The 15,041-nt window shown below is 60.2% G+C and carries 13 protein-coding genes and 1 tRNA gene; 3 read left to right on the top strand and 11 right to left on the bottom strand.

Features of this window, described 5'->3' with window-relative positions:
* The first annotated feature begins 171 nt into the window (after positions 1 to 171).
* Complete coding sequence (locus CGA21_RS23070) at positions 172 to 330, top strand: YqaE/Pmp3 family membrane protein (protein WP_003228885.1); 159 nt, start codon at positions 172 to 174, stop codon at positions 328 to 330.
* 24 nt (positions 331 to 354) lie between these two features.
* Here CGA21_RS23070 and CGA21_RS23075 read toward each other — a convergent pair whose 3' ends face one another.
* From CGA21_RS23075 to CGA21_RS23120, 10 genes are all read right to left on the bottom strand, one after another.
* Positions 355 to 2,181 carry a S9 family peptidase gene (locus tag CGA21_RS23075; protein ID WP_188265113.1) on the bottom strand — a complete coding sequence of 609 codons (1,827 nt, stop codon included), beginning with the start codon at positions 2,179 to 2,181 and terminating at the stop codon, positions 355 to 357.
* Positions 2,147 to 3,319 (bottom strand): pyrroloquinoline quinone biosynthesis protein PqqE, encoded by a 1,173-nt coding sequence (gene pqqE, locus CGA21_RS23080; RefSeq protein ID WP_188265114.1) that lies wholly within the window; start codon positions 3,317 to 3,319, stop codon positions 2,147 to 2,149. Before pqqE ends, CGA21_RS23075 begins: the two co-directional genes overlap by 35 nt.
* Entirely contained in the window at positions 3,291 to 3,566 is a 276-nt protein-coding gene (pqqD, locus tag CGA21_RS23085) for a pyrroloquinoline quinone biosynthesis peptide chaperone PqqD (RefSeq protein WP_188265115.1), read from the bottom strand. The genes pqqE and pqqD overlap by 29 nt, the downstream gene beginning before the upstream one ends.
* A complete protein-coding gene (pqqC, locus tag CGA21_RS23090) occupies positions 3,563 to 4,315 on the bottom strand; it encodes a pyrroloquinoline-quinone synthase PqqC (RefSeq protein WP_110755350.1) in 753 nt (250 codons plus the stop codon). Before pqqC ends, pqqD begins: the two co-directional genes overlap by 4 nt.
* A 126-nt stretch (positions 4,316 to 4,441) precedes the next feature.
* Positions 4,442 to 5,353, bottom strand: coding sequence for a pyrroloquinoline quinone biosynthesis protein PqqB (gene pqqB / locus CGA21_RS23095; protein WP_110754766.1), 912 nt, complete (start codon positions 5,351 to 5,353; stop codon positions 4,442 to 4,444).
* An 83-nt stretch (positions 5,354 to 5,436) separates the two neighbouring features.
* Positions 5,437 to 5,511 (bottom strand): pyrroloquinoline quinone precursor peptide PqqA, encoded by a 75-nt coding sequence (gene pqqA / locus CGA21_RS23100; protein ID WP_003422658.1) that lies wholly within the window; start codon positions 5,509 to 5,511, stop codon positions 5,437 to 5,439.
* Between the two features lie 154 nt (positions 5,512 to 5,665).
* Positions 5,666 to 8,095, bottom strand: a complete 2,430-nt coding sequence (gene pqqF / locus CGA21_RS23105) for a pyrroloquinoline quinone biosynthesis protein PqqF (protein ID WP_188265116.1) — start codon at positions 8,093 to 8,095, stop codon at positions 5,666 to 5,668.
* A gap of 38 nt (positions 8,096 to 8,133) precedes the next feature.
* The gene (locus tag CGA21_RS23110) at positions 8,134 to 8,928 is read right to left on the bottom strand and encodes a carbon-nitrogen hydrolase family protein (protein ID WP_188265117.1); all 795 of its coding nucleotides are present in this window, start codon (positions 8,926 to 8,928) and stop codon (positions 8,134 to 8,136) included.
* Between the two features lie 12 nt (positions 8,929 to 8,940).
* On the bottom strand, positions 8,941 to 10,623 hold the full coding sequence (locus tag CGA21_RS23115) for a flavin monoamine oxidase family protein (protein WP_110754773.1): 1,683 nt from the start codon (positions 10,621 to 10,623) through the stop codon (positions 8,941 to 8,943).
* 183 nt (positions 10,624 to 10,806) lie between these two features.
* Positions 10,807 to 11,268, bottom strand: coding sequence for an Lrp/AsnC family transcriptional regulator (locus tag CGA21_RS23120; RefSeq protein WP_188265118.1), 462 nt, complete (start codon positions 11,266 to 11,268; stop codon positions 10,807 to 10,809).
* A gap of 185 nt (positions 11,269 to 11,453) precedes the next feature.
* Here CGA21_RS23120 and CGA21_RS23125 point away from each other — a divergent pair, with 185 nt between their 5' ends.
* Together CGA21_RS23125 and CGA21_RS23130 are read left to right on the top strand one after the other, a co-directional pair.
* Positions 11,454 to 13,808, top strand: a complete 2,355-nt coding sequence (locus tag CGA21_RS23125; protein ID WP_188265119.1) for a glucose/quinate/shikimate family membrane-bound PQQ-dependent dehydrogenase — start codon at positions 11,454 to 11,456, stop codon at positions 13,806 to 13,808.
* A gap of 392 nt (positions 13,809 to 14,200) precedes the next feature.
* Complete coding sequence (locus tag CGA21_RS23130; protein ID WP_188265120.1) at positions 14,201 to 14,878, top strand: peptidase M41; 678 nt, start codon at positions 14,201 to 14,203, stop codon at positions 14,876 to 14,878.
* A gap of 84 nt (positions 14,879 to 14,962) precedes the next feature.
* Here CGA21_RS23130 and CGA21_RS23135 read toward each other — a convergent pair.
* Positions 14,963 to 15,039, bottom strand: a tRNA-Ile gene (locus CGA21_RS23135).
* Between the last annotated feature and the right edge of the window lie 2 nt (positions 15,040 to 15,041).

Here is a 15,041-nt window from a genome sequence, read left to right on the forward strand (position 1 = left end):
CACGCCCCACGCCTGATTCTTTTGGCGTGGGGCGTTTTTTTATGGCGGTTGCATCGTTCAGAAACATGGCCTGGGTACATTGGCCTGAACAGTCGGGCTGAACCCTGACCAACGGTACAGGTCGATAGGGTATGGGCTCGCGTGAGCCCACTTCAATCAGGAGCTATGTCCATGGACTTTATCCGCATCATCATCGCCATTCTGTTGCCACCACTGGGTGTATTTCTGCAAGTGGGGTTCGGTGGAGCGTTCTGGCTGAATATTCTGCTGACGCTGTGCGGTTACATTCCCGGGATCGTGCATGCGGTGTACATCATCGCCAAGCGGTGAGGCGTTTTTCCCTGTGTGGCGCTCTCAATTTGTGAGCGCCATCACCCGCCGATAGAACAACCATTCCTGCTCGAGCGCATGCGCCTGGTTGCCGGCTTTGCGAAAACCGTGACGTTCGTCCGCGTAGTAATGGGCCTCGACCAGGATACCGTTGTTCTGCAGGGCCTCGACCATGTCGCGGGTTTGCTGCGGTACTACCACGGCATCCAGCTCACCTTGAAAGAAGATCACCGGCACGCGAATGTTGCTGGCATGCAATAACGGCGTGCGTGCGGCGTAGCGTTCGGCATCCTGTTGTGGATCACCGATCAGCCAGTCCAGGTAGTCACCCTCGAATTTGTGCGTCGCCCGTCCCAGCGCCACTGGGTCGCTGACCCCATAAAGACTGGCACCGGCACGAAACACCTGGTGGAACGCCAACGCGCACAGCGCCGTATAGCCACCGGCGCTGCCACCGCGAATGAAAGCTCGCTGGCCATCGATCAAACCACGTTCGGCGAGATGGTTGACCACCGCGCAAGCGTCTTCGACATCGACTTCGCCCCAGCGCAAATGCAGGGCCTGGCGATAGTCCCGGCCGTATCCGCTGCTGCCGCGATAGTTGAGATCGGCCACGGCAAAACCTCGTTGCGCCCAGTACTGGATGCGCGGATCGAGCATCGGGTAGCACGCCGAGGTTGGGCCGCCGTGGATGAACACCACCAATGGCGGCTTGGCGTCGCCGTTCATCGCCGGGTAGAAGAAACCGTGGGCTTCACCCGAACCGCTTGGGTAGTGCAGCGTTTGCGGACGACTGATTTGCCCGGCGGGCAGCGGTGCCACACCGCCGGCGAGGACTTTTACTTGGTGGCTCTGGCGATCGATGGCGATCACCGCCGCTGAGCTGACGGGGGACGCAGCAATGCAGTAGATGAACTGATCATCGACGGCAAGATGGCGGAAGCGGCTGTAATCGCCGGTAAAGTCTTTGCACGAAGTACCGCAAAGCCCCAATCGGCCAAAACCGCCTTCCGTCAAGCTGGCCAGATAAGTACCTTCGCTTAGCGGTAACCAGGTACAACCGCCCAGTTGCCAGGGGGCGGGGCCGTGGTCGGCGGCGGTGCCGGGTAATGGTGCCAGGCCATCGGCCGATTCCATCCAGGGCTGCCAGAAACCACCGCGATCGGTCAGGCAGAACAAGCGATTGTCAGCATCGAAACGAGGTTGTTGCAGCGATTCCTGCGCTTGGTCGCCGGCCACGCAGCAAGGGGTAGCGAAGCCGCCATCGGCCTGGCGTCGGGCGACCATCAAACGGGTCGCGGTCCAGGGTTGATCCGGGCGACTCCACTCTATCCAGGCCAGTCGTTGCGCATCGGGACTCAAGGTCGGTGCGGCGTAAAAGTCCGCGCCTTCGGCCAACAAATGCCGCGCGCCATCCACCAGGTCGATCGCCACCAGGCGGTGTACATTGCGGTTTTCCTCTACCGCCAGTACCTGGCCATTGGCGAACTGCAGATCACCATATCGACACACACCTGACGTCAGCACCTCTGGCGTCTCGCCTTGCAGTGATTGGCGATAAAGTTGCTGATCCGCCTCATTGACGAACACCACGCCGTCGTCGGTCAGGCAAAACGCGCCACCGCCATATTCATACACTCGACTGCGGACACTGAACGGGGGTGGCGTCAGGCAGTTGGCGACACCATCACGCCAGTGCCAGATCCGACACGCGGCATCCTCCGGGCGGTATTCGTTCCAGAACAAACCATGGGCGCCGACCTGCAGCTCGGCAAAATCGATGCCGGCCGCGACGGCGTTGGCGGCGCTGAAGGGTTCAGCTTTTGGCGATGAGGCGTGAGTTTCGTTCATTGCGAAAGGCCAGTTGTTCAATGGTCTGAGTCGCGTGCTCGGCCTCTTCGCGGGCCTTGAGGATCACGCCGTGATGAGGCGACTTGCTGCACACCGGGTCGGCGTTGCGCGCATCCCCCGTGAGCATGAAGGCCTGGCAGCGACAGCCGCCGAAGTCCTTTTCTTTCTCGTCGCAGGAGCGGCATGGCTCGGGCATCCAGTCGTAACCGCGAAAGCGGTTGAAGCCGAACGAGTCGTACCAGATGTGCTGCATGCTGTGGTCGCGCACGTTGGGAAACTGCACCGGCAGCTGTCGGGCGCCATGACAGGGCAGGGCGGTGCCGTCCGGTGTGACCGTCAGGAAGATACTGCCCCAGCCGTTCATGCAGGCTTTCGGGCGTTCTTCGTAGTAATCCGGGGTGACGAAAATCAGCTTGCACGGATGCCCTTCGGCTTCCAGTTTGGCGCGGTATTCGTTGGTGATGCGTTCGGCGCGCACCAGTTGCTCCCGGGTCGGCAGCAGCCCCACCCGGTTGAGTTGCGCCCAGCCGTAGAACTGGCAGGTGGCGAGTTCGACGAAGTCGGCCTCCAGGGCAATGCACAGCTCGATGATGCGGTCGATCTTGTCGATGTTGTGCCGATGGGTGACGAAGTTCAGCACCATTGGATAGCCATGGGCTTTCACGGCGCGGGCCATTTCCAGCTTTTGCGCGAAGGCTTTTTTCGAGCCCGCCAGCAGGTTGTTCACCTGCTCGTCGCTGGCCTGGAAACTGATCTGGATGTGATCGAGCCCGGCCTTTTTGAAATCGCTGATTTTCTGTTCGGTCAGGCCGATGCCGGAGGTGATCAGGTTGGTGTAGAACCCCAGCTGGCGCGCCTCGGCAATCAGCTCGGCGAGGTCCTGGCGCACCAACGGCTCACCCCCGGAAAAGCCCAGCTGCGCCGCGCCCATCTCGCGGGCCTCGCGGAACACCTTGATCCACTGCTCGGTACTGAGCTCCTGGCCTTGTTCGGCAAAATCCAGCGGATTGGAGCAGTACGGGCATTGCAGCGGGCAGCGATAAGTCAGTTCGGCCAGCAACCAAAGGGGCAGGCCGATCTCTGGCTTGGGCGGTACTTGCCTGGATGAATCAGGCAAGTTCGATCCAGTGTTGCGCACGGGCAACCTCCATGAATTGCTCGATGTCGTCAGCGAGCTCAGGCACGCCAGGGAACTGCCGGTCGAGCTCGTTGATGATCGCGGCGACATCACGCTCGCCATCGATCAGGCCGCCGATCAGCGCGGCGCTTTCATTGAGTTTAATCATGCCTTCCGGGTACAGCAGCACGTGGCCTTTCTGTGCCGGTTCGTACTGGAAACGGTAGCCAGGACGCCAGGACGGGGTCTTGCTGCGATCGAAACTCATAGGGTGATTCCTTTATGCCAGACCCGTTCACTCGTCACCGTATGGTAGGGCGGGCGGTTCAACTCATAGGCCATGCTCATGGCATCGAGCATGCTCCAAAGAATGTCCAGTTTGAACTGGAGAATTTCCAGCATGCGCTCCTGGCCTTCCCGCGTCGTGTAGTGCTCGAGGGTGATGGCCAGGCCGTGCTCGACATCGCGCCGCGCCTGGCCCAGGCGGGTGCGGAAATACGCGTAGCCGGCGGGGTCGATCCACGGGTAGTGCTGCGGCCAGCTGTCCAGGCGCGATTGGTGGATCTGCGGGGCGAACAGCTCGGTCAGCGAGCTGCTGGCCGCTTCCTGCCAACGGGCGCGACGGGCGAAGTTGACGTAGGCGTCGACGGCAAAACGAACGCCGGGCAGCACCAGTTCCTGGGAGCGCAATTGCTCCGGGTCGAGACCGACGGCCTGGCCCAGGCGCAGCCAGGCTTCGATACCGCCGTCTTCGCCGGGGGCGCCGTCATGGTCGAGCAGGCGTTGAATCCATTCGCGCCGGACCTCGCGGTCCGGGCAATTGGCCAGGATGGCCGCGTCCTTCAGGGGGATGTTCACCTGATAGTAAAAGCGGTTGGCGACCCAGCCCTGGATCTGCTCGCGGGTAGCCCGGCCTTCGTACATCGCCACGTGGTAGGGGTGGTGGATGTGGTAGTAGGCGCCCTTGGCGCGCAGGGCGGCTTCGAATTCGGCGGGGGACATGGGGGTGTCGGTCATTGCGGTTCTCCAACGAACAGCCGTAGAAATGAGGCGTTATTACCGGCCTCTTCGCGAGCAGGCTCGCTCCCACAGTAGATCGCCTTCCCCCTGTGGGAGCGAGCCTGCTCGCGAAGGGGCCATCGGTTACAACACAATACTCATGCCGTCATAAGCCACTTCAACCTGGCGCCGTTCCAACTCCGCCCGCTGCGGCGAATCTTCGTCGAGAATCGGGTTGGTGTTGTTGATGTGAATAAGCACCTTGCGCTGTTTGGGCAGTTGTTCCAGCACTTCAAGCATGCCGCCAGGGCCGTTCTGCGCCAGGTGGCCCATCTCACGGCCGGTGCGGGTGCCGACACCACGGCGCTGCATTTCGTCGTCGTCCCACAGCGTGCCGTCCACCAACAGGCAATCACTGGCGGCCATGATTTCCAGCAGCGGCGCATCGACCTTGCCCAGCCCTGGTGCATAGAACAGCTTGCCACCGGTATTGAGGTCTTCAACGATCAGGCCGATGTTGTCGCCCGGATGCGGGTCGAAGCGATGCGGCGAGTAGGGCGGCGCGGCGCTGCGCAGTGGCAGCGGGGTGAAGCGCAGGTTCGGGCAGGCCGGGATGCTGAAGCTCTGGTCGAGTTCGATGCGGTTCCAGCTCAGGCCGCCGTTCCAGTGGGTCAGCATGTTGAACAGCGGGAATCCGGTACTCAAATCCTCATGGACCATGTCGGTGCACCAGACCTGGTGCGGGCAACCTTCGCGCAGCATGAGCAGACCGGTGGTGTGGTCGATCTGGCTGTCCATAAGGATGATCGAGCTGATCCCGGTATCGCGCAGTGCGCGCCCCGGTTGCATGGGCGCGAAGCTCTGGAGCTGGGCACGGATGTCCGGGGAGGTATTGCACAGCACCCAATTCACGCCGTTATCGGAAATCGCGATGGACGATTGGGTGCGTGCCTTGGCCCGCAGGCTACCCTTGCGAAAACCTGCGCAGTTTTCGCAATTGCAGTTCCACTGGGGAAAACCGCCGCCGGCGGCGGAACCTAGGATCTGGACGAACATGGATGCTCCATCATTTCAACGCTGAAAATAAAACGCCTCGGGATAAACCGAGGCGTTGAACTGCATTTCTGCCAAGACAGAGATTAGCGGCTGGCGAAGTACATGGTGACTTCAAAGCCGATACGCAGGTCGGTGTAAGCTGGTTTGGTCCACGACATGGGGCGTTCCTTCAATTGATGGGAGTAACGGCATCTATACATATAGCCCACCTCCAGCGGGAGATGTTCAGATAGTTAGGTAGCTATGTTACTCAAAATTTCAGAATGATTGGCTGCGAATGTTCGAAAAAGTTAATTGCAGCCCCGGTAATGATCACTTTGCCTCTTGCCAAGGCGGGCCAGGGCAAGGCCTGCTGGACAAGCAGCGCGCACCGCCTTCTACCTGAATCAGACGTTGGGCTGCCGCTATTAGCATAGGTCGATCAATGTTGAGAATTTCATGAGGCAACTGGCTCAAATAATCAGACGAACGGCTAGCTAATTTGCCCTGCCAGAGCAACTCGGCTGCTTGGGCAAGGGGAAGCGCGGCCTTGTCGAATTGTTCGGCCAAGGCCCGGCGCAAGACCATGAAGTTGGCGTCATCGATATCTCGAATCAGTCCCGGCAGCTCGTTCAAGAACAGTTGGATGTGTTGCAGCAAATCCAACGGCAGGACACCCGGCGATTGCACACCGAACAACAGCCCGGTTTGCCCGTGAATCTGGCGCAGGGCACTGAACACTGCGTAGCCAAGTTGCAATTGCACTCGCAGCCGTTGGTAGAACGGTGTCTGGCAGACCTGCGCAAGCAAGCGCCAGGCAGCTTCGTGGGTTATATCGTCGATTGCAGCCGGGCAGAACAGCAGTAATGCGTGCTCGCTGGAGCCAGTTTCGACGTGGGCCCACAGATGTTTCGCGGGGATCGCTGGGGGTGGCGGCAGTTGGCTGTCCGCAGTGCCAGGGATGCGACTCAAGGCGAGGCCCATTGCCGCTTGGGTCTGAGCGCCAAGGCCTATTGCCAGGCCATCCCATCGGGCGCCTGACCAGAGTTGCTGCAAATCTTGCGATTCGGCAACGGATTCAAGGCACTGATCGGGCAGCACCTTGAGTAGCTGTCGAATTGGCATTGGCGCAACGCTCGCGGGAAGTTCTCGTAAGCAATCTGCATCAGGTTTTGTCAATTCTTTCAGCGCATGCTCAAGGATGATGGGCATAGGCTCCTGCAGGCCCACCATTTTCAGCAGCCATTCATTGCCCGATTTGCCAAAGGAAAAATCCACACCTGCCTGGCGAGCGTCTTCGCGCAACGGCTGAAGACGACTTTCCAGATTCGCTTGCAGGTGGCTGCCTGGTGTAAAGACCAGGCGCCAACGCAAATACACAGCGCCCTCAGCGGTGTTATCCGGTAATGCCTGGCTGAATTGCATCGGCGAACGCTCGCGGCGGCTGCGCGAGCGATCTTGGGCAAAAGTGCGCAGGCCACGGTGGGCGCTGGTTTGGCCACGAATCAGGCCGGCGTTGGGCGCGGGCGCTTCTGCTTGCAAAAACGGGTTTGGCGCTGGCAGTTGCCATTGGCCGCTGAAGTTATCCTCAGCACCCATTTGTTTCAGTATGTCCTTGAGGGCGATAACACCGGGCTCGGACAATGCAGCTTCACGTTGCTCGCTGTCCTGTCGGGCCAGCTGCAGGGCTGTACTGACCTGCTGCTGGCGTTGGAGCAGGGTGGTGTATTCGTCACGCAACCCACTCCAGTCTTGTTGTGCGAAAAAACTCAACCAATCCGTGAGTTGTTCACGAATTCCGACTGCAGTCGCGTTATCGGATAAAGTGAATTCGATGTGCAACAAGGCTTGTCCGGCGTACTGATACAACGGCTCAGCCTTGAGTTGGTCGGCGATGCCTCGCTCACGCAATGCGGCTAACAAGCCACCAGGTTTCGTAGCGTTCAGCCAATGGCAGAGAAACGCCAGTGCCAGTGGAGATGCGTCAGGCAGTGCTTCGAGGGCAAACATCAGGTCTAGCCGTCGTTCACCGGCCTGTTGATAACTATTGCCCCCAGCTTCCATTAATCGAGGAGGCTCTTGTTGCCTGATAGGGTGGCCGTCAGGAATTGCATCTGCAAATGCCTGGGCAAGCGCCTTCAGCTCTTGCAGGGATTGCGGGCCGACAAGACTCAGCGTCATCTGTCCGGCCTGATAAAACCGCTGATGGAAATCCTTCAATGCCTGCTGAAATTCGGGACGTGGCACTGGCAGGCTGTCACGGTTTCCGGCATGAAACCCCCTTAGCGGATGAGCTTCGCAAAGCCCGCCGAATAGCGCAAATTGCTGTTGGGCCGCCGCATCCTGCGACCAGGCAACAAATTCCGCATGCAGAACTTCCCGTTCTCGCTGTTGTTCGTCCGGATTCATACGCGGATGGGCGAGCATGTCTGACAGACGGTCCAACCCGTTGTTAAACGCCTGAGGCGCTAATTCGAAAAAGTAGTCGGTGGTGCGCTCGCTGGTCCGCGCATTGACCTGGCCGGCATGACCCAGGACGTAGGCCATCAGCCCTTGGTCCGCAGGAAAGCGCTCGGTCCCCAGAAACAGCAAATGCTCAAGAAAGTGCGCGAGACCGGGCCAGGCCAGGGGCGCATCATGGCTCCCGGCAGCGACACGTAACACCGCGGCGGCGCGCTTCAAATCAGGCACGTGACGCAGTGTCACCCGCAGACCATTGGCCAGGGTTTCAGTGTAGAGACGAGGGGGATTCGGCGCAGGCATGGGCACTTCCAGAACAGTGGAGTGCCAATGCTAGCGGATTAGCGCTTGTTCAGCGCGCCGTATAGTTCTGGGCGGCGATCGAGCAAATAGCGATTGGCGGCGCGCGACTCGACCATCAACTGACGATCCAGCTCACCGACAATCAGTGCTTCATCGAGACCGGCCTGGGCGATGCGGCTGCCATCCGGCGCGGCGATGCTGCTTTGGCCACAGTACTGGATATCGCCTTCGTGCCCGCAATAGTTGGCATAAGCCACGTAGCACTGATTCTCGTAGGCCCGGGCACGTACGGTGACATCGGCGATGAAGTCGAACGGGGTCATGTTGGCGGTCGGTACCAGGATCAGTTCGGCGCCAGCCAAGGCCAGGCGCCGGGTGTTTTCCGGAAACTCGAGGTCGTAGCAGATCAGGAACCCGAGCTTCCAGCCGTTGAGTTCCACGATCGGGAAATCGTCCGTGCCGGCGCTGAACATCGAACGGTCGAGGTCACCGAACAGGTGCGTCTTGCGGTAATTGCACAGACGCTCGCCATTGGCGTCGATCAATTGCACGGCGTTGTAGATCTGTCCGTCCCCGGTGCGTTCGGGATAGCCATACAAAATGGCGATCCCGGTGGTCTTGGCAATGCGCGCAATCTGTTGCGCCGATTCACCGTTGTACACTTCCGCCAACACACTGACGGCATCGACGCCGATGTTGTAGCCGGTCAGGAACATCTCCGGCAGTACCAGCAGGTCGGCGCCCTTTGCTTCCAGTGCCAGCTGATGCAGGCGCTGAAGGTTGCCGGCGACATCCAGGGGCAACGGTGGACATTGGTAAAGGGCTACGCGCATTTCGGATTCCTCTTACTCGGGCAGGGCGATCGGACCGATCTCGTTGAACACATCTCCTGGACCCGGATTCTCGGCGTGAGTTGCACCGCCGAAGTGTTTCATGATGCCCCATACGGCATTGAGCGAGGTTTGCACCGCGCCTTCGACCCAGGCCGGCGTCCACGAAACATCGTCGCCGGCGATGAAAATCCCGCGTTGTTCGGCCGGCATGTCGTCCTGCATGAAGTGCGCGTACATGCGCTGGTTGTAGCGGTAATGGCCGGGCAGCGCACCCTTGAAGGCTCCGAGGAAATGCGGGTCGGCTTCCCAGGACACGGTGATCGGATCGCCGATGATTCGCGCGGCGATGTCGACTTTCGGGTAGATCTTTTTCAACGCATCCAACGCCAGTTTCACGCGTTTTTCCACCGGGTGAGGGAGCATTTTCAAGGCGTCGCTCATCCAGGAATACGACAGGCATATCACCCCGGGCTTGTCGTCGCCGTTATCGAACAGGTAGGTGCCGCGGGTCAGGCGATCGGTGAGGGTCATGCTCATCAGGTCGCGTCCGGTTTCCGGGTCTTTATCCTTCCAGAACGGGCGATCGACCATCACGAAGGTTTTCGACGACTGCATGTAGCGGGTGCGGTCCAGGGCCATCCACATCTTCTGCGAAAACAGGGTTTCATCGCATTCGATCTGGGTGGTCAAAAGCCAGCTCTGGCAGGTGGTCAGCACCGCCGCGTATTCGCGGGTATCGCCGTTGTTGTCGGTGACCGCAAAGCGGCCGTCCGGCGCATGGGCGATTTTCTTCACGCCGGAACGTGGCGCACCGCTGTGCAATGACTTGAGGCTGGTGCCCTGCGGCCAGTGTACGCAGCGTTCCGGGACATGGCGCCAGATGCCCTGTGGCACTTGTTCCACGCCACCGACCACCAGATGCTGGTGATCGTCGCAGTTGGTCATCACCACGCGGAAGATTTCCAGCATCGAGTTGGGGAAGTCCGAGTCCCAGCCACCGGTACCGAAACCGACCTGGCCGAACACTTCGCGGTGATGGAACGACAGTTTGGCGAAGGCTTTGGAGGTGGCAACGAAATCGTAGAAAGTGCGGTCGTCCCACAGCGGTACGAGGGTGTTCCACAACGCCTTGAGGCGCGGTACGTCGCGGTCGCGGATAGCCTGCTGTATATCTGAGAACTGCGAGCCCGCTTCCAGGGCGTCGGCCCAGGCGTCGGCGACTTCCTGGAACAGTGCAGGAAGATCCGCCAGTTTCTGTGCGTAATGGGTCTTGCCTTCCAGATCGATGACAGTACTGCCTGAGGCTGGTGTCAGCGGGTTGGGGAAGGGTTTGGTTTCAAGGTTCAGCTTGTCGACGTAGTGATAGAAGGCCGTGGATGACACTGGAAAACGCATGCCGCCCAGTTCCGCGACGATGCCGTCGGTGCCATTGAACGCTTGGGAGCGCAGGCGGCCACCCAGCTTCGAGGCCTCATAAACCACCGGCTTGAGACCGAGCTTCATCAGTTCATACGCGGCTACCAGCCCGGCAATACCGGCACCGACGATCGCCACTTCGGCACCGTGATGGTGCTCGGGAATGCTGCCTAGGCCAGCCGGGTGTTCGATCCAGTCGTCGAAGGCGAAAGGAAAGTCCGGACCGAAAATGGTGACTGGTTTTTTACCGTCTGCAGGATGGCGATTGTTCTTGTTCATGGCTGACCTTGCTGTCGACCCGACGCGGAGTGCGCATCTGAGTATAGGAAAAGATGCCAGCCATTCTAGAGAGCGTAGAACACGTTAATAAGACGCAATGTGTCGTCGTTTTGCCAATTAATTGATCAATATGACGATAGCTCTGTGCATACTGTCCACAATCGCTCCCACATTGGATAGTTTTCAAACCGGCTGCCCCCGATCGATCTTGCTGCTCAAGATGATCGACGTCGTGGTCTTCTCCACCCCATCGACACTGCCAATCTGATCCAGCAGTTGGTCCAGTTGCTCTGGCGAATCGCTGCGCAACCAGGCGACATAATCAAATTCGCCACTTACCGCACACAGTTGCTGCACCTGGCCCATCGCACTCAAGCGCCGCAACACTTCCTTGCCGGAGCGAGGTTGTACGGTAATCCCCACATACGCCTGCAACCCGCCGTCCACCACGCGCTGGCCGAGCCGTACGCCATAACCGGTAATCACCTTGGCCTTTTCCAGGCGCGCCAGGCGCGAGGTAACGGTGGTCCGGGCGATGCCCAGGTGCCGGGCGAGCATGGCCACGCTTTCACGGGCGTTGATCTGCAGGGCCGCAATCAACTGACGGTCGATCTCGTCAAGAACGGGCGGGCGGATGTCAGGCAAGGGCGGTCTCCGGCGGCATGGAATCAATGTCCAGGCATGTTACAGGCACATCCCCCGCAGCGCTCGCGCCGGATATCTGGACTAGCCTCAATACCGTTCATGACATTTGTGCCTGCGACAAATTGCCATAAGTAACTAGGTAGTACATTATTCCGCCCTTGTCACAAATGGGGAAAAATTCCGACATGAATAATTCTGGGGCTGCCGGCGGCAGCAAATGGCTGCTGACGGGGCTGGGTGTCCTGATTGCACTGATCGGGCTCGGTTTGGCCGGTGGCGGCGGGTATCTGATCACCCTCGGTGGCAGCTGGTATTTCCTGCTGATGGGCCTGGCGATGCTGGTCTCGGGCCTGTTGATTGCCCGCCGTAGACCGCTGGGGGCGTGGCTTTATGGTCTGGCGCTGATCCTCACGGCCGTTTGGGCAGTGTGGGATGCCGGTCTCGAATATTGGCCACTGGTCTCGCGTGTGCTGACCTTTGCCGTCATCGGCCTGGTCGTCGCATTGATTTATCCGGCGCTGGTGCGCGCTTGCGGCGCAACCGCAGGTCGAGGCGCCTATGGCCTGGCCGGGCTGCTGGGTGTCGGTGTCGTCGCGACGCTGGCCTATATGTTTGTACCGACCCCGGTGGTCAAGGCCACCACTGAACCGGCGGTCACGCCGGTGGTACCGGGTACCGAACAGAAAGACTGGGCGCACTGGGGCAACACCACCGCCGGCAACCGCTTCGCCGCGCTGGACCAGATCAACAAAGGCAACATCGACAAATTGCAGGTGGCCTGGACCTTCCGCACCGGCGATATCCCGCAAAGCACCGGGGCCGGTGCCGAAGACCAGAACACCCCGTTGCAGATCGGTGACACGGTCTACACCTGCACCGCGTACGGCAAGGTTTTCGCCCTGGACGCCGACACTGGTGCCCAGCGCTGGAAGTTCGACCCGCAGGGTACCGCGCCCAACTGGCAGCGCTGCCGTGGCCTGGGCTACTTCGATGCAGGCGTTGCGCCTGTGGCCGAGCAGCCAGGTGCTTGTACGAAACGTCTGTTCCTGCCGACCGGCGATGCCCGCCTGATCGCCATCAATGCCGAAACCGGCAAGCCGTGCGAAGAGTTCGGCAACCAGGGCACCGTCGACCTGACCACCGACATGGGTGAAGTCAAACCCGGTTACTACCAGCAGACCTCGACCCCGTTGGTCGCAGGGGACGTGGTGATCGTCGGTGGCCGTGTCGCCGATAACTACTCCACTGGCGAGCCGCCAGGTGTGGTTCGCGCCTACGACGTTCGCAGCGGCGAGTTGGTGTGGGCGTGGGATCCGGGAAACCCGAACACCACCAAACGCCCACCGGCCGGCGAGACCTACACCCGGGGTACGCCGAACGTCTGGTCGGCGATGTCCTACGACGCCAAGCTCGGTCTGGTCTACCTGCCAACCGGCAACGCGACACCGGACTTCTTCGGCGGCCAGCGGACCGACATGGACAACAAATGGAACTCGTCCATCGTTGCCCTCGATGTGAAAACCGGTCAGGTGCGCTGGCACTTCCAGACCACTCACAATGATCTGTGGGACTTCGACCTGCCTGCTCAGCCGCTGCTGTATGACGTGCCGGACGACAAGGGCGGCACCCAGCCTGCGTTGGCGCAGGTCACCAAGCAGGGCGAGATTTTCCTGCTCAACCGCGAAACTGGCGTGCCGATAGCGCGGGTCGAAGAGCGCCCGGTGCCGCAGGGCCATGTGCCTGGCGAACGCTACTCGCCAACCCAACCGTTTTCCGTGGACATGCCGTCAATCGGCAACAAGACCCTGACTGAATCCGACATGTGGGGCGCCACGCCGTTTGACCAATTGATGTGCCGCATCCAGTTCAAGGGCATGCGTCATGAAGGCGTCTACACCCCGCCAGGCATGGATCGCGCCCTGCAATTCCCGGGCTCGCTGGGCGGGATGAACTGGGGTAGCGTCTCGGTCGACCCGAACACGAACTACATGTTCGTCAACGACATGCGCCTGGGCCTGGCCAACTACATGATCCCGCGCGACAAGATCAAAGCCGGGGCCAGTGGCATCGAAATGGGCGTGGTACCCCAGGAAGGCACGCCGTTCGGCGCCATGCGTGAGCGTTTCCTTTCGGCGGTCGGTATTCCGTGCCAGAAACCACCGTTCGGCACCATGTCTGCCATCGACCTCAAGACCCACAAACTGATGTGGCAGGTACCGGTCGGCACCGTACAGGACACCGGCCCACTGGGCATCCGCATGCACCTGCCGATCCCGATCGGCATGCCAACCCTCGGCGCCTCGCTCGCCACCCAGTCGGGCCTGCTGTTCTTCGCCGGCACCCAGGACTTCTACCTGCGCGCCTTCGATACCGGCAACGGCAAGGAAATCTGGAAGGCGCGGTTGCCGGTGGGCAGCCAGTCCGGCCCGATGACCTATGTCTCGCCGAAAACGGGCAAGCAGTACATCCTGCTCACCGTTGGCGGTGCACGTCAGTCGCCGGACCGTGGTGATTATGTGGTTGCCTATGCATTGCCATAGATAACGCGGCCATTCTCACGAACCGTAGGAGCGAGGCTTGCCCGCGAAGAACGATAACTCGGTAATTCAGGCAAGCTGACTGAACCCGCCGACGAAAAAGCCGCGCAATGTCGCGGCTTTTTCGTGGGCGCTAATTGGGAGGGAAAAAAGCAACGCCATTTCAGGACGTGTCTGACATACACGGCGGGGCCCACTTGCCGATCATTGATTTTTTCCGTGGCCCTGGGTCGCGCAGAGGTCTGTGAAGGTGCCAAGGGGCGGCTGGAGAACATCTGGCGAACGGTGGTTCGATTCGGGTTTTGATGATTGACCCTGGACCCCCATTGGGTCTGTGATGTATGACAAATCGTAAAGGAACGCTCAATTGAGGCCGTGGCGCGAGGGGACAGGTCATGACGAAGAAGTTGCCGCCCACTGTAAGGGATCACGCCTGGCAGATCGCCCATCACGAAATGGGCCACTACGTCGTGGCCCGTGCCTTGGGTTTTGCCACGGGCAGCGTGAACCTGACGGTGACCATGGACTTGCGGCACCAAGGCGGGGCGTCCATCAGCCTGGTGCGGGCGATTTCGTCGATGGACGCCATGAAGCAACATCTGGAGGCCCGGATGATGGTCCTCCTGGCTGGCGCGATGGCGCAGACCCTGCCTTTAAAAAAATCAGCCGGGCAGCGCGTCGACAAGTTGAAAGCGACAGCCATCCTTAAAGGTGAGCAGGGCGCACACCAGGATTACGCAAAGATCCGGGAGTTGCAGCACCTGCTGCGCAATATCCTCTACCCTGAGACCCATCCGGTCTCATCTGAGCGCATTACGGCCGAGCTTAAAATGCTGACGGATCGCGCGTGGCAGCGGACTCAAGACATCGTGGAAGAGCTGTCGGGGATCATTGCCGAATTGGCAGCGGTCTTGGTTGACGGCATGGTTATCGTGGAGCAGTGGGGGCGGGCGGCGGATACGTATGAGGTTGTGTACACCGGGCCAATGTTGGAGCGGCTGCGGGCAGTGCAAGCCATTCCGTCAATGACAATTGCAGGCCCCGAAAGGTCGGGGCGTGTAGTTCGCAGGTGAGCCGCCGCTAGTCCTTGCAGTTCGTCGCCGCTCAAATGGGCGCTTCAGACACGCAAAAGCCGCGCATTGCGCGGCTTTCTTGTTTGGTGGGCCCACACGGACTTGAACCGTGGACCAAAGGATTATGAGTCCTCTGCTCTAACCAACTGAGCTATAGGCCCCA

It is taken from the genome of Pseudomonas sp. PSB11, assembly GCF_014596605.1.
Classification (GTDB): Bacteria; Pseudomonadota; Gammaproteobacteria; order Pseudomonadales; family Pseudomonadaceae; genus Aquipseudomonas; species Aquipseudomonas umsongensis.

Excerpts from the sequence above, each read along its gene's own strand:
- CGA21_RS23115 (WP_110754773.1), bottom strand. The coding sequence starts at position 10,623 with ATGAACAAGAACAATCGCCATCCTGCAGACGGTAAAAAACCAGTCACC.
- pqqB (WP_110754766.1), bottom strand. The coding sequence starts at position 5,353 with ATGTTCGTCCAGATCCTAGGTTCCGCCGCCGGCGGCGGTTTTCCCCAG.
- CGA21_RS23075 (WP_188265113.1), bottom strand. The coding sequence starts at position 2,181 with ATGAACGAAACTCACGCCTCATCGCCAAAAGCTGAACCCTTCAGCGCC.
- CGA21_RS23130 (WP_188265120.1), top strand. The coding sequence starts at position 14,201 with ATGACGAAGAAGTTGCCGCCCACTGTAAGGGATCACGCCTGGCAGATC.
- pqqD (WP_188265115.1), bottom strand. The coding sequence starts at position 3,566 with ATGAGTTTCGATCGCAGCAAGACCCCGTCCTGGCGTCCTGGCTACCGT.
- pqqC (WP_110755350.1), bottom strand. The coding sequence starts at position 4,315 with ATGACCGACACCCCCATGTCCCCCGCCGAATTCGAAGCCGCCCTGCGC.
- CGA21_RS23110 (WP_188265117.1), bottom strand. The coding sequence starts at position 8,928 with ATGCGCGTAGCCCTTTACCAATGTCCACCGTTGCCCCTGGATGTCGCC.
- pqqF (WP_188265116.1), bottom strand. The coding sequence starts at position 8,095 with ATGCCTGCGCCGAATCCCCCTCGTCTCTACACTGAAACCCTGGCCAAT.
- CGA21_RS23125 (WP_188265119.1), top strand. The coding sequence starts at position 11,454 with ATGAATAATTCTGGGGCTGCCGGCGGCAGCAAATGGCTGCTGACGGGG.
- CGA21_RS23070 (WP_003228885.1), top strand. The coding sequence starts at position 172 with ATGGACTTTATCCGCATCATCATCGCCATTCTGTTGCCACCACTGGGT.